The sequence below is a fragment of the Nocardia panacis genome (genome assembly GCF_003598715.1).
Taxonomy (GTDB): Bacteria; Actinomycetota; Actinomycetes; order Mycobacteriales; family Mycobacteriaceae; genus Nocardia; species Nocardia panacis.
In genome coordinates, this window is sequence record NZ_QZFU01000045.1 from 163,050 (window position 1) to 177,094 (window position 14,045).

Genomic DNA, 14,045 nt, shown 5'->3' on the forward strand with positions numbered 1-14,045 from the left:
CAGAAACGCAAAGGACGAGCAGTTGAAGAAGACTGGACGCATCGCAATCGCCGGCCTGGCCATCCTCGCCGCCCTGAGCATGACCGCCTGCGGCGACGACGACAAGAAGAGTGCGGCCAAACCGGCCAAGACCACCACCAGTGTCAAGGCGGCCGCGTCCAACCTGCCCCCCACCCCGAGCGCCGCCGAACTCAACACCGAACTGCAGCGCGCGCTGGATCCGGCGGTTCCCGTGGCGGAGAAGTTGGAGATGGTGCAGGGCGCGCAGGCCGATCCGGAGCTGCCGGTCCGCCTGAGCGAGGCCTACAAGCAGGTCAACGCGAAGGTCGAGGTCACCGATGTGACCGCCTTCGGCGATACCGTCAACGCCAAGGCCAAGTTCAGCCTGAACGGCCAGGAGAACATCGTCGACGTGCCGTTCGTCGCCGAGAACGGCAAGTGGAAGGTGCAGAAGACCTGGGCCTGCCAGATGCTGTCGCTGGCGAACCTGCAGTCGGTGGCCTGCACCGCCTGATTCGCCCCGAGCCGGGTCACCGGAAGTTCTCAGCTTCTCCGAGAAGCCCACGAACTTCCTGGTGGCCCGGCTTTTTTCGTCATATTTGTGAAATCGCTCACCCCACTTGGGTATTCGACGTCGATGTCGCACCGCTAACATCTCCTGCCGTGGCTGACACAATGGTGTGGGCGGGGCAGCCGTCCGTCGAGGATTCCCAACGCGGTACGGCGAACAGATCTGAACGCGGGGGATGGGCTCGACCGGTCGCGATCATCGCGGGCCTGGTGGGATTGCTGCTCGCGGTGGCGGTTCCGTTCCTGCCGGTGCGTCAGGAGGCCGCTCGGGTGAGCTGGCCGCAGGCGGGCGCGCTCACCAATGTCGAGTCGCCGCTGCTTTCCTATGCGCCGCTTGATCTTTCGCTTCAGGTGCCGTGTGCGGCGCTCACCGCGCTCGACCATGCGGGCGGGGTCGCGGTCTCCACCATTCCCCGCCAGTCCCCGGATATCGAGCACTACGGCTTCGTCGTCAAGGTGGTCGCCGACGCGGGGGAGCGGCCCGGCCGGGTCGATGTGGTCTCCCGCAATACGCTGCTGTGGTCGGCCCCGCTGAACGAGGTGCGCGAGCGGGCCTGCGGGCTCGATATCGCCATCGACGCCGCGCGGGCCTCGGTGCGTCTCACCGGCGCCGACGATGCCGCCAAGGTGACCGCCGGTGATCTGCGCCCGCAGGCTGTCGGGGTGTTCACCGAGCTCACGGGGATGCCGCCGCAGGGTCTGCACGTGGACGTCGCGGTCGACTCGCGCTTCTCCACCTCCCCGACGGTGCTCAAATTCGTCGTCATGGTGCTGGCCGTGCTGGCCACGGTGGTCGCGCTCGCGGCCCTGCATCAACTCGACCGCCGCGACGGCCGCCGCACCCGCCGCTTCCTGCCCCAGCGGTGGTGGCGGCTGCGACCCAGCGACCTCATTGTCTTCGGTGTGCTGCTGATCTGGCATTTCCTCGGCGCGAACACCTCCGACGACGGCTACATCCTCGGCATGGCGCGCGGCGCCCAGAGTTCGGGCTACATGTCCAACTACTACCGCTGGTTCTCGGTGGACGAGGGACCGTTCTACACGCCCTACACCGACATCATCGGCTGGATGGCGCGCATCTCCACGGCCAGCCTGTGGGTCCGGCTGCCGACGCTGCTGGTCGCGGTGCTGACCTGGTGGGTGATCAGCCGCGAGGTCCTGCCCCGACTCGGAACGGTCTTCCGGGACAACAGGATCGCGGTGTGGACGGCCGCGCTGGTCTTCCTCGCCTTCTGGCTGCCCTACAACAACGGCCTGCGCGGTGAACCGTTCGTCGCGTGCGGTGTCATCCTCACCTGGGTCTCGGTCGAACGCGCCATCGCCACGCGGCGGCTGCTGCCCGCCGCGCTCGCCCTCTTCCTCGCCGCGCTGACCTTGACCGTCGCGCCCTCCGGATTGATCTGCGTCGGCGCGCTGCTGGCGGGCGCGCGCAGTATGACCGCGGTGGTGCTGCGGCGCGCCAAGGATGTCGGCTACCTGGCGCTGCTGTTGCCGCTGGCCGCGGCGGGGGCCATCATCCTGACCGTGGTCTTCGCGGACCGGACCTTCGCGGCGACCATGGAGATGACCTACGTGCACGGGCTGATCGGACCGGGCGACTCCTGGTTCGCCGAATACCTGCGCTACCAGTATCTGCTCCAGTTCAACGCCGACGGCTGGTTGACCCGGCGCTTCGGCATGTTCGCCATGCTGCTCGGGCTGGTCGTGTGCGCGGCCACCATGCTGCGTCGGGGCGGGCACATTCCGGGAACGGCGATGGGGCCTGCCCGACGCGTCGTCGGGATCACCGTCGCCGCCATGGGCTTCATGATGTTCGCGCCCACCAAGTGGACCCACCAGTTCGGTGTTTTCGCCGGTTTGGCCACCTGCGTCGTGGCGCTCACCGCCGTGGCGGTCGGTCCGGCGGTGCTGCGCCCGCTGCGCAATCGGGCGCTGTTCGCCGCGGTCGTATTCTTCGCGCTGGCAATGACTTTCGTCGCCGCCAACGGGTACTGGTATGTCTCGTCGTGGGGCATTCCGTGGTGGGACAAGGCGCCGTCGTATCACGGGCACGGCCTGTCCACCGTCTTCGTCGGGCTGACGGCATTGGCGCTGCTGGCGGCGGGGTGGTTCCACATCCGGCCGGATTCGCGACCCGGCCGCCGCTTCGCCTGGCTCACGCGGGTGCCCGTACTGGCGGTGGCGGCCGCGGGTATGGTGCTGTTCCTGCTGCTGTCGTTCGCGAAAGCCGCTGTGGCGCAGTATCCGTCGTATTCCCTGGCGCAGTCGAACCTTTCGGCGACCTTCCAGGGCGGATGCGGTCTGGCCGACAAGGTGCTGGTGGAGACCGATCCCAACGCCTCCATGCTGCGTCCGCTGTCCGCCGATATCGCCGCCGGGCTCGGCGGTGCGGAGTCCACCGGATTCAGCCCCAATGGGGTCGCGCCGGTGCTGACCTCCGATGAGGTCGAATCCACCACGGGTCGGGCCAATTCCGTGTCCAGCGATCCGAATCAGTTGCGCGACGCGGCGAAGACGGCGGGTTCCGGTTCGGACACCTCGCACGGCAGCGGGATCAACGGCAGCACTATCGCGCTGCCTTTCGGCCTCGATCCGGCGACCACGCCGGTGCTGGGCAGCTACCGCGACGGTGACCAGTTGCCCGCCACGCTGACCAGCGACTGGTACCGGCTGCCGGATCCGGTCAATGGCAGCCGGGGGCAGATCATCGCCATCGCGGTGGCCGGACGCATCCACTCCGTGGACCCCGACGGTCTGGTCCGGCCGGGGCAGCGGCTCGAAGTGGAATACGGTCACCTGGGGGCCGATGGGCAGGTCGCCGTCGAAGGACGGGCCGTGCCCCTCGATATCGGACCCGCGCCGATGTGGCGGAACCTGCGGGTCCCGCTGGACAGGATGCCGGGCGATACCGATGTGGTGCGGCTGGTCGGCGAGGACAAGGATCCGAATCGGGATCAGTGGTTCGCCGTCACCCCGCCGCGGGTGCCGCAAACGAAAACCCTGAACGCCCTGGTGGGTTCGAAGACTCCGGTGCTGCTGGACTGGTCGGTCGGACTGAACTTCCCGTGCCAGAATCCGGTGCCCACCCACGACGGTGTCTCCGACCTGCCCAAGTATCGAATCCTGCCGGACCGCAATGGCGCGACCATCACCAACCTGTGGCAGGCGCACGACGGCGGCGGCCCGCTGGGATGGACGCAGTTGCTGTTCACCTCGCGCACCCTGCCCGCGTATCTGGACTCCGACTGGAATCGGGACTGGGGTTCGATCGAGCAGTACGTTCCGGTCGACCCCACCGCGCAACCCGCCGAGGTCGCGGTGGATCAGGTGCGGCGCTGGGGCACCTGGACTCCGGGCCACATCAATACGGACTGGTAGTTGACCTGAACCGTGGATGATGTTGAAAGCTGGTGGCGTCGGATCGACTTCGTGAAAGGGACAGCCATGGTTTTCACCGAGGAAGAGCGGGCCTATCTGGCCGGGCAGCGGCTCGGGCGGCTGGCCACCGTCCAGCCGGACGGCACCCTGCAGGTGAGTCCGGTGGGATTCCGCTATCGGCCCGGCGGCACCACGATCGATATCGCGGGTATCCAGATGGCGCGCACCCGGAAGTTCCGGAATGTGGCGGCCAACGGGCGCGTGGCCTTCGTGGTCGACGATGTCGTCTCGGTCGATCCGTGGCGGGTGCGCTGCCTGGAGATTCGCGGGCGCGGCGAGGCCATCGCCGAACCGACCGATTCCGCGTACGGACCGCTGCGAGGTATCGACGGGGCGATCATCCGGATTCATCCCGAGCGGATCATCGCCTTCGGCATCGCCGATCCGGATCGGGATCCGCACGAACTGGTGGCGAATGTGCGCGACGTAACGGGCTGAGCCGGGCTCGAATCGGGTTGTGCACATGGGGGCGGGGAACCCGTCGGGCCTGCCCCATGCGGTGTGCGAGCGGGCCGCTCGGAGTGGTTTGCGAACGGGCCGCTCGGACCGGCCCGTTACGCTGGCTGACATGTCCATAACCGTTCAGGCATCGGGTGCGATCGGTCTGACGGCGGCCGAGGTAGAACAACGCCGCCGCGACGGACGCACCAACGACGTCCCCGACCGGGCCTCGCGCTCGGTCCGCGATATCGTCCGGGCAAACATCTTCACCAGGATCAACGCCATCCTCGGCGTGCTGTTCCTACTGGTGCTCGCCACCGGATCGATCGTCGACGGGATGTTCGGCCTGCTCATCGTGGCCAATAGCGCGGTCGGCATCATCCAGGAGATCCGCGCCAAGCGCACGCTGGACCAGTTGGCCATCGTCAGCCAGGCCAAACCCACCGTGCGCCGCGACGGCAAGGCGCAGGAGGTCGCGCCGCAGGAGATCGTCCTCGACGACCTGATCGAACTCGGCCCCGGCGACCAGATCGTCGTCGACGGCGTGGTCGAGGAGTCCGCCCTGCTCGAGGTGGACGAGTCGCTGCTCACCGGCGAGGCCGACCCGATCGACAAGGCGGTCGGCGCCACCGTCATGTCGGGCAGCTACGTCGTCTCCGGCTCGGGCTCCTACCGCGCCACCAAGGTCGGCAAGGACGCCTACGCGGCCAAACTGGCCGACGAGGCCAGCAAATTCACCCTGGTGCATTCCGAATTGCGCACGGGTATCGACCGCATCCTGAAATTCATTACCTACCTGCTGATTCCGGCGGGTCTGCTCATCATCTACAACCAACTGTTCTCCAGTGGGGAGTCGTGGCGGCCCGCGCTGACCGGCATGGTGGCCGCGCTGGTGCCGATGGTGCCCGAGGGCCTGGTCCTGATGACCTCCATCGCCTTCGCCGTCGGTGTGGTGCGGCTGGGCAGGCGCCAGTGCCTGGTGCAGGAGTTGCCCGCCATCGAGGGACTGGCCAGGGTGGACGTGGTCTGTGCCGACAAGACCGGCACCCTCACCGAGAACGGTATGCGGCTCAGCGAGATTCGCCCGCTCGGCCACGGCGAGCAGGACGCGGCCCGGTCCGCGCTGGCCGCCATGGCCGCTGCGGATCCCCGGCCCAATGCCAGTGTGCAGGCCATCCGCGAGGCACTGCCCGAAGGTCCCGGCTGGGCGCACACCGCCATCGCGCCGTTCTCCTCCGCCAAGAAGTGGAGCGGCTACTCCTACGGCGAGCACGGCAACTGGCTGCTCGGCGCCCCGGACGTACTGCTGGATCCGGCCTCCGAGGACGCCCGCGTCGCCGAGCGATTGGGCGCGTCGGGTCTGCGCGTCCTGCTGCTGGCCGCCAGCGACCGCCCGGTCGACGCCGCCGACGCGCCCGGTGTCGTCACTCCGGCCGCGCTGGTGGTCCTGGAGCAGAAGGTGCGCCCCGACGCCCGCGAAACCCTCGAATACTTTGCCGAGCAGAATGTCTCGATCAAGGTGATCTCCGGCGATAATGCCGTTTCGGTGGGCGCGGTGGCCTCCTCGCTGCACCTGCCCGGCGGCGACCACCCGGTCGACGCGCGCGAATTGCCCGAGGCCGAAAGCGAACTCGCCGATGTGCTCGAGCGCAAGACCACCTTCGGTCGGGTCCGTCCCGATCAGAAGCGGGCCATGGTCGGCGCGCTGCAATCCAGGGGCCACACCGTCGCCATGACGGGCGACGGTGTCAATGATGTGCTGGCGCTGAAGGATTCGGATATCGGCGTGGCCATGGGCTCGGGCAGTCCGGCCACCCGCGCCGTCGCGCAGATCGTGCTGTTGGACAACAAGTTCGCGACGCTGCCCTATGTGGTCGGCGAGGGCCGCCGGGTCATCGGCAATATCGAGCGCGTGTCGAATCTGTTCCTCACCAAGACCGTGTATTCGGTGCTGCTGGCCTTCATGGTCGGTGTGGCGGGCGTCGGTTCCAAGATGTTCGGCTACGACCCGCTCGGCTATCCGTTCCTGCCGCGCCACGTCACCATCGCGGCCTGGTTCACCATCGGCATTCCGGCGTTCATCCTCTCCCTCGCCCCCAACAACGAGCGGGCGCGTTCCGGATTCGTCGGGCGCGTCATGCGTTTGGCGATTCCGTCGGGTGTGGTGATCGGCGCGTGCACCTTCGTGTCCTACCTCTATGCCTACGCCGGGCCGCATGCCACGGAGACCGAGAAGGTGCAGGCGAGCACCACGGCGCTGATCACCCTGATCATGATCGCGGTATGGGTGCTGGCCATTGTGGCGCGGCCGTTCGTGTGGTGGAAGTACGTGTTGATCGGGGCGTCCGTGGCGGCGTATGTCTTCCTGTTCACCGTCCCGTTCACCCGGCACTTCTTCAAACTCGACCCCTCCGATATCGCACTCACCACCTTCGCGGTCCTCTGCGGTGCGGTGGGAATCGTGTTGGTGGAGATCGCGTTCTGGGTGAGCGCGCGGATCACCGGCACCGAAGCCCACCCGACACCGGGTGGACCCGCCGCCGCCCGATAACTGGACGACCGACCCGCCGCGCCGCGAGATGCCTTGTGCGAAGCGCTGATTCGGTGTTGGAGTACCTTCTCCCACTATGGAGGTACTGCTGCACCAGATCGACGCGTTCGTCGATGCCCCATTCTCGGGAAATCCGGCCGCGGTGATGCCGCTGTCGGAGTGGTTGCCGGACGAGTTGCTGCAAAACCTGGCCGTGGAGAACAACCTGGCCGAAACCGCTTTCTACACCTCGCGGCTACCGGCCGAGGCGGACGGGCCACCGGGGGAGTGGCCCGCCTACCACCTGCGCTGGTTCACCCCGGCGCTCGAGGTCGCGATGTGCGGACACGCCACCATGGCCGCGGCGGCGCAGGTGATCGAGGATGTGCATCCGGGCGCGGACCGGGTCAGTTTCTATACCCGCAGCGGATGGCTGCACGTCGACCGGACCGATGACGACGAGTACGTGCTCACCCTGCCCGCACTGGAATCCACCGAGGTGGAGCCGAATCCGGAACTGGTGGCGGCGCTCGGTGTGCGCCCCGTGCGCGCCTACACCGGATTCGACGAGGTGATCGTGGTCGGCTCGGCGGCCGAAGTGCGGGCGGCCCGCCCGAATTTCGCCGCCTTCCCCGCCATCGCGTTCGACGCGGTGATCACCGCGCGCGGCGCCGAATCCGAGGGGCAGCGGGTCGATTTCGTTTCCCGCGTCTTCGGACCCGATCTCGGGGTGGCCGAGGATCCGGTCACCGGATCGGCGCATGCCCAGCTGGTCCCGCTGTGGAGCCGCGAACTCGGCCGCACCGCGCTGATCGCCCGCCAACTGTCGGCGCGCGGCGGCACCCTCAAATGCGAGCTGATCGGCGACCGGGTCCTGCTCGCGGGCCGCTGCCGCCGCTACCTCGACGGTGTGGTGACACTACCCGATCCGGAGTGAGTCCGGCGCCCTTCCGAATCCCGAAAGATAAAGGCCCCCTTGTGGATTGGGGGCCTTTTTGCTGCCCGCATATTGATGACCCGACCGCATCGCTCGATGTATCACCTAGAGCATCGTTGTGTGCATCGGGAATCGATGTAAGATGTGATGCATGAGTAGGCGGACGACAGTGACCCTGACCGATCGCGAGGAAGAGGGGATAACGATTCTTGCGAATAAGAACAGTCCCGAGTGGGCGTTGTTGCAGTTGATCGCCGCCGAACTCGGCTATGAACTGACCGAAACATCATCGGAGGCAACCATTTTGCGAGTGCTGATGGCGTCCGGACTTCAGCAGATCCGGGGCAGGCTGCTCGAGCAGGGCTACGAGCGGATGGCGCGGCTGTACGAGGAGGACGCGGAGTTCAAGAGCTTCGCGGTGGAGGACGAGGCATTGCTGCGCGACTATGCCGAGAATGTCGACCGAAACCTCCCCGCATGACGGCGCCGGTGCGCGGCCAGGTGTATCGCGCGGATATCGGTGTCGGACCCAAACCGTGGCTGATCATTTCGAACAACAGTCGAAACAGATCGTTGTCGACTGTCCTCGCCGCCCGGATAACGACAACGAGCAAGGGGGCGGAACTTCAGACCTGGGTGCAGCTTTCGTCTGCGGACCCACTGGTCGGATATGTTGTCGCCGATGATCTGATGCCGATCAGAAAGATCCGGCTACAGTCCTTGCTCGGCACCGTCGCCCCGGCGACGATCTTGGCGGTCAATACGGCACTCAAACTTGCACAGGCGATTCCCTGAACGAGGTCCGCTCATTGGGAACGTCGGGCGCGACGGGTGGCGTTGATACGCGTCGCGGGCGGTCAGTTCTCCGGGACCAGGCCGTCATCGGGTCCGGGGGCGGCGGTATCGGTCCATTCGGGCAGGAGGGGGATAACGGCGAATTTGCCCCACACCGCATCGGCGGGCAGCGCCTGCACGCCACGAATTCCGTTGTGGGTGGCCAGTTCTCGGAGGGCCGGTAGGGTGCCGCGCACGATCAGGCCCGCCGTGCAGGCGCAGTCGCCGCGCAGCCGGTTGGCCGCGACCGCGATCACGCGCGCGCTGCGGTCGTCGCCGGTCGTGCGGCTCTGGATGAGTCCGGCGGCGGCCTGTGCGGTGGCGACGGCCGCCGCGTCTCCCGCCGGGACCGACACGGTGACCACCGGCGTCTGCACGCGGGGGATCGGCACGTGCTGGATCACGGCGGAGATTCGCAGGCCGCCTGCCGTGGCCGGAATCTGTTGCGGCGTCAGGTATTCGGTGAGCGAAACCAGCGCCCAGTGCTGGTCCCCGTCCGACCCCTGCAGCGAATTCCCGGACTGTGCGAGGTACTCCGAGATCCGCTGACCACGATCCGGCCCGAGCCGATCGGTCAGCACCGGATCCGGCCGCGGTGGATTGATCACCCCGAGCACCACGATCAATACCGCGAAGGCCAGCACCCCCGCGCCGATCAGGATGGGCCGCAACGGGATTCGCCGCGCACCCGGCAGCGCTGTCGGCTCCGGTGCTGCGGCCGCGCCCGTCGCCCTCGAGGCGGTAGCCGCGTGCTCCGAGGGGGTCGGCTCAGGCATGGCGGAGCACATTCAGGGCGTGTTCGAGGTCGGCCGGGTACTCGCTGGTGATCTCGAGGTAGCGGCCGTCGGCGGGATGCTGGAAGCCGAGGGAGCGGGCATGCAGCCATTGGCGTTCCAGGCCGAGGCGTTCGGCCAGGCGCGGGTCCGCGCCGTAGGTGAGGTCGCCGCAGCATGGGTGGCGGATAGCGGAGAAATGCACCCGGATCTGGTGGGTGCGGCCGGTTTCCAGATGGATATCGAGCAGGCTGGCGGCTTGGAATGCCTCGATGGTGTCGTAGTGGGTGACACTCGGGCGGCCGTCGGCGGTGACGGCGAACTTCCAGTCATTGCCGCGGGCTCGGCCGATCGGGGCATCGATCGTGCCGCTGCTCGGATCCGGATGACCCTGCACCAGCGCGTGATACCGCTTGTCGACGGTGCGGTACTTGAAGGCCCGCTTCAACTGGGTATAGGCGTGTTCGGACTGGGCCACCACCATCACCCCGGAGGTGCCGACATCCAACCGGTGCACGATGCCCTGCCGCTCGTGCGCGCCAGAAGTGGAGATGCGGTAGCCCGCCGCGGCGAGCCCGCCCACCACGGTGGGGCCGGTCCAGCCCACCCCGGTGTGCGCCGCGACGCCGACCGGCTTGTCCACCGCGACGATATCGTCGTCGGCGTAGAGGATCCGCATCCCTTCCACCGGTTCGGCCTCGATGGTCAACTCCCGCTTGGGTTCCGGGAACACCACCTCCAGCCACGCGCCCGCCGCGAGCCGATCGGATTTACCCGCGGTGACGCCGTCGAGTTGGACCGAGCCCGTCTCGGTGAGCGCGGCGACCGCGGTCCGGGACAGGCCGAGCAGCCGGGAAAGGCCGGCGTCCACCCGCATGCCGTCGAGCCCGTCGGGCACCGGCATGGTTCTGGTCTCCCTCATGCCGCGCTCTCCTCTCCGGTCTTCGGCTCGCCGACGGCGCGACCGGTGCGCGTGCCATCGGGTTCGAACCCGAAGACGGTCAGCGCGACCAGCAGGATCGCGCCGCACACGACCGAGGAGTCGGCCACATTGAATACGGGCCACCAGCCGACCGAGATGAAGTCGACGACATGCCCGAGCATCGGGCCGGGCGCGCGGAAGAAGCGGTCGACGAGGTTGCCGAGCGCGCCGCCGAGCACCATCCCGAGTCCGACCGCCCACCACACCGAGCGCAGCCGCCGCGCGATGCGGATCACCCCGACCACCACGGACGTGGCGATGAGGGTCAGTAGCCACGTCATGCCGGTGGCCATGGAGAAGGCCGCGCCCGCATTGCGGACCAGTGTCAAGCGCACCACATCGCCGATCACCCGCACCGGATGACCGGGGGTGAGTTGGGCGACGATGATGGATTTGGTGAGCAGATCCAGGCCGAGTAGCACGACGGCCACCGCCAGGAATATGGGCAGCCGTTTGGGTGGCAGGTGTTCCTCGGGCAGGGCGGCGGCGACGGTGGGCTCCTCGGGCGGTTGGTCTTCACTCACGCCGACCATCATCTCTCGAGCGGCCGCGACCGCCGCGCGGTGGTTGCCGCATGTCCCAGCTTGTACTCAGGAAGCGGTCGTAATCTGTGAGCTGTGACGGTGTTGTCTTCCCCCCATGTTCCCCGGAAAGCGCGTTCCGGTGTGCTCATGATCGTGCTCGCCCTCGGCCTGTCGGCCTTCGGCGCGGGGTGCGGTGACGGCGCCGAGGTGCGTTCGGTGAGCGATGGCACCGAGCCGCTGGGGCTCGGCAAGGAGGTCACCGTCCCCATCACGGCCGCGGTGGCCGCGGTCGTGCAGCCAGGCGCGGAGCCGCGCGAGCCGCTGCGCCCCCGCTATTCGGAGGGCACCGTGCAGCAGGTCACGCTGCGCACCGATCACCGGATCGCCCAGCAGATCAATGACCAACCGGTGCGCGACTATTCGACGCCCGCGCTCACCATCCCGATGACGGCCCGGTCCGGTCCGGATGGCATCGAATGCACACTGGGTGCGGTCAGCACCCCGGATCCCTCGCTCAACAAGGCGCTCGGCACCGCCGACGGGTCGCGCGCCGGATTCGACCTCAGCGAATTGGGCGCGATCACCGCGCTGCGCCTGGCCCCCAATCCCGATACCGCCAATTCCGCCCGCGCCGCGCTGGAGCAGGCGTTCTATCAGGCGATCTATCAGTCGGTCACCTTCCCGGACGAACCGCTCGGCGAGGGCGCGGTGTGGACGATGCGCCAGCAGATCGCGGGCGGGGTCAACCTGGACCAGGTGATCACCGCGACCCTGGCCGCCCGCGAGGGCGACCGGCTCACCATCGACCTGACCGTGGTGCAGAAGCCGCGCAACGAGAGCTGGAATCTGCCCAATAACGCGGGCGCACTCGATATTCAGGACTATGTCATGCACGGTAGCGGCACCATCACCGTCGATCTCGGGATGCCGTTGCCGGTGGCGGGCACCATCACCGTCGGTGGCCACCAGACCTATCGGGATCCGCACAGTTTCTCGGTGCTGCAGCAGACCATCGATACACGGGTGACGTGGAGCGAATAGGTCGCTGGGGTGTTGGGCTGCTGGCCGGGCTATTGCTCACCGGCTGTTCGAGCGGCTCGGGTCCCGCGCCGTCGGCCATGTCGCCGCTGGGTCCCGCCGTTGTCGCCGCGCCCGTCGCGGGTGCGCCGATCACCGATTCGGACCGCCTGCGCGGGCTGCTGCTGAGCGGCGCCGATCTGCCGCCCTCCTTCACCGAGCTCCCGGACCGCAATCTCGACACCGCCGCGGCCGGTTTGGCCCCGACCACCCCGGCCGCGTGCGCGAAGATCCTCACCCCGCTCGCCACGCAGCGCACCGGCGCGCTCGCCAGGGCCTCCGTCGAATTCGTCGGTCCGGACTTCGCCGGTATCGACATCGATGCCGCCACCTATGCCAATGATGTGGTGCCCCAAGCCTTCTCCGAGATCCAGGCCACCCTGCGCGGCTGCACCCACTACACGGGCAGCGATGGCGCGCGCCTGATCGACTACCGCCTGGGCAGCCGCACCGGACCCTCGGCGGGCGATGCGGAAACCGGTTTCCAGGTCCGCACCGAAAGCGACGGCCTGGTCCTGTCCTCTTCTGTGGCGATCGTTCAGGTCGGTGCGACGCTGGTCCAAATCTCGGTCACCGCCCGCGAACGCGTCGATCCCGGCGTCCTCGGCGACCTGACCGCCGCGCAGGTCCGCCTGTTGCGCGGGACGCGATAGTCGGCCTGCCTCGCCGCGAAGGCTTTCGGAGGTATCAGAAAGTAAGGCCGTTGTGCTCGAAGAACCACAGCGCGGAGGTGAGCCATATCCCGGTGCAGCTCGCGAACATCAACCCACCCGCCACCGGGATCACCCATGAAGCCGGGCCGCGTCGGGTCAGCAGCAGCGTTTTGGCGACGAACACCCCATAGAAGAAGCATCCGAATACCGAATGGGTGAGCACCCGCGGCTCATAGCTCTGGAATCCGAGCGAATACCCGCAGTGCACCGCCACCGGCGCACTGACCAGCACCGCGACCCGCCCCGTCCACACATGCAGCGGACCGATCCACGATGGCGCGGCGACCCCCGGAATTCGCCCGTACCGCACGAGCCCCGAAACCAATTGCCCCAGAACGAGAACGAAGACCACGCAGGCGAGCCAGGTCTTGACCGCCACCCCGCCGGAGAATCCGGCGATATCCAGCGCGAAGTACCGAGGCTCGTGCACCTTCCCGAACACGCCGAGCCCGACAGCCACCGCCGCCCCTACTAGGACCGCCCCGAGCGCGACCGCGGTCCCGACCCCATCGCGTTGTTCCGCCATGACCGCCCTCCGCTCGCACACCCGCCCCGCCGTATTGCACCGCGAATCCCAGCGTGCCGCTCGCCGACGGCGAAGAGTTCGACGTGCCGTTACCTGGTGGTTCCCGAGACGCGGGAAGGCTCACGTCTCGGGCATTGCGGTTGATTCCCCACGGGCCGCCGCAGGGCACGGGCAGGGTGCTCAGTTCTGCCGGTGGGCAGCGGTTTCGCGGGTGCGATCACCAGCCGTCGTCGTCATCGTCGCCGAAGATGCTGTCGGCGATGCCCTCGATGGCGCTCGCGGCGAGCATGCCGCCGCCGACGCCGAGGGCGATCTGGCCCGCGCCCGCGAGGAAACCGCCGCCGGAGCGCTCCTGTGGCTGGGGAGGGGTGTAACCGGGTTGGGGCTGTTGGGCGAGTTGCTGTTGGAGTTGGGCGACCTGTTGGCGGAGTTGGGTGATCGCCTGTTCCTGGCCGATGAGCAGTTGGGCCATGGCGTAGGTCGCGCCCGGAGTTTGTTGAACTCGTTGCTGGATCAGGGATTCCATCGCCGGGTCGCGTGGGCCGGATTGGGTGGAGTGTTGGGCGAGTTTCTGGAACAAGGTGTCGAGTGCCTGCTGTTCCTGCGGGTTGGTCATACAGTCGTTATACCGGGATGGGCCGTGATTTCGCTGAGACGTAGCCGGGATCACGCCCGGTTGGGGGTGAAAGGTCAACGGGCA

General features: G+C 67.8%; 14 protein-coding genes. 9 read left to right on the plus strand and 5 right to left on the minus strand.

Translation table 11 applies throughout. From position 1 onward, the window contains the following. Positions 1-22: 22 nt before the first annotated feature. The 7 genes from D5S18_RS31300 to D5S18_RS31330 all read left to right on the plus strand — a co-directional run bounded on the left by D5S18_RS31300 (position 23) and on the right by D5S18_RS31330 (position 8,711). Complete coding sequence (locus tag D5S18_RS31300) at positions 23-514, plus strand: WKL family lipoprotein (RefSeq protein ID WP_120044734.1); 492 nt, start codon at positions 23-25, stop codon at positions 512-514. Between the two features lie 161 nt (positions 515-675). Next, positions 676-3,948, plus strand: a complete 3,273-nt coding sequence (locus tag D5S18_RS31305) for an arabinosyltransferase domain-containing protein (protein WP_120044735.1) — start codon at positions 676-678, stop codon at positions 3,946-3,948. A 66-nt stretch (positions 3,949-4,014) separates the two neighbouring features. Continuing rightward, positions 4,015-4,446: a PPOX class F420-dependent oxidoreductase gene (locus D5S18_RS31310; RefSeq protein WP_120044736.1), complete on the plus strand. Its 432-nt coding sequence runs from the start codon at positions 4,015-4,017 to the stop codon at positions 4,444-4,446. 130 nt (positions 4,447-4,576) lie between these two features. Further along, complete coding sequence (locus D5S18_RS31315; protein ID WP_120044737.1) at positions 4,577-7,000, plus strand: cation-translocating P-type ATPase; 2,424 nt, start codon at positions 4,577-4,579, stop codon at positions 6,998-7,000. A 76-nt stretch (positions 7,001-7,076) separates the two neighbouring features. Then, a complete protein-coding gene (locus tag D5S18_RS31320; protein WP_120044738.1) occupies positions 7,077-7,916 on the plus strand; it encodes a PhzF family phenazine biosynthesis protein in 840 nt (279 codons plus the stop codon). A 151-nt stretch (positions 7,917-8,067) separates the two neighbouring features. Beyond that, positions 8,068-8,397: a hypothetical protein gene (locus D5S18_RS31325; protein WP_147404318.1), complete on the plus strand. Its 330-nt coding sequence runs from the start codon at positions 8,068-8,070 to the stop codon at positions 8,395-8,397. Further along, entirely contained in the window at positions 8,394-8,711 is a 318-nt protein-coding gene (locus tag D5S18_RS31330) for a type II toxin-antitoxin system PemK/MazF family toxin (RefSeq protein ID WP_120044740.1), read from the plus strand. Before D5S18_RS31325 ends, D5S18_RS31330 begins: the two co-directional genes overlap by 4 nt. 62 nt (positions 8,712-8,773) lie before the next feature. Here the strand turns inward: D5S18_RS31330 and D5S18_RS31335 are convergent, their stop codons facing one another. From D5S18_RS31335 to lspA, 3 genes are read right to left on the minus strand one after another with little or no spacing between them, the layout of a single operon-like run. Next, positions 8,774-9,526, minus strand: a complete 753-nt coding sequence (locus D5S18_RS31335; RefSeq protein WP_239004110.1) for a hypothetical protein — start codon at positions 9,524-9,526, stop codon at positions 8,774-8,776. Next, positions 9,519-10,445: an RluA family pseudouridine synthase gene (locus D5S18_RS31340; protein WP_120044741.1), complete on the minus strand. Its 927-nt coding sequence runs from the start codon at positions 10,443-10,445 to the stop codon at positions 9,519-9,521. Before D5S18_RS31340 ends, D5S18_RS31335 begins: the two co-directional genes overlap by 8 nt. Next, entirely contained in the window at positions 10,442-11,038 is a 597-nt protein-coding gene (gene lspA / locus D5S18_RS31345) for a signal peptidase II (RefSeq protein WP_239004142.1), read from the minus strand. Before lspA ends, D5S18_RS31340 begins: the two co-directional genes overlap by 4 nt. Before the next feature lie 84 nt (positions 11,039-11,122). On the opposite strand from lspA, the gene D5S18_RS31350 reads away from it, so the two are divergent. Together D5S18_RS31350 and D5S18_RS31355 are read left to right on the plus strand one after the other, a co-directional pair. Then, the gene (locus D5S18_RS31350; protein ID WP_345789824.1) at positions 11,123-12,070 is read left to right on the plus strand and encodes a hypothetical protein; all 948 of its coding nucleotides are present in this window, start codon (positions 11,123-11,125) and stop codon (positions 12,068-12,070) included. Then, complete coding sequence (locus D5S18_RS31355) at positions 12,058-12,759, plus strand: hypothetical protein (protein WP_147404320.1); 702 nt, start codon at positions 12,058-12,060, stop codon at positions 12,757-12,759. Before D5S18_RS31350 ends, D5S18_RS31355 begins: the two co-directional genes overlap by 13 nt. 34 nt (positions 12,760-12,793) lie before the next feature. Here D5S18_RS31355 and D5S18_RS31360 read toward each other — a convergent pair whose 3' ends face one another. Together D5S18_RS31360 and D5S18_RS31365 are read right to left on the minus strand one after the other, a co-directional pair. Then, on the minus strand, positions 12,794-13,345 hold the full coding sequence (locus tag D5S18_RS31360; protein ID WP_120044744.1) for a DUF6529 family protein: 552 nt from the start codon (positions 13,343-13,345) through the stop codon (positions 12,794-12,796). A gap of 217 nt (positions 13,346-13,562) precedes the next feature. After that, positions 13,563-13,961 carry a DUF2076 domain-containing protein gene (locus D5S18_RS31365; protein ID WP_120044745.1) on the minus strand — a complete coding sequence of 133 codons (399 nt, stop codon included), beginning with the start codon at positions 13,959-13,961 and terminating at the stop codon, positions 13,563-13,565. Positions 13,962-14,045: the final 84 nt, after the last annotated feature.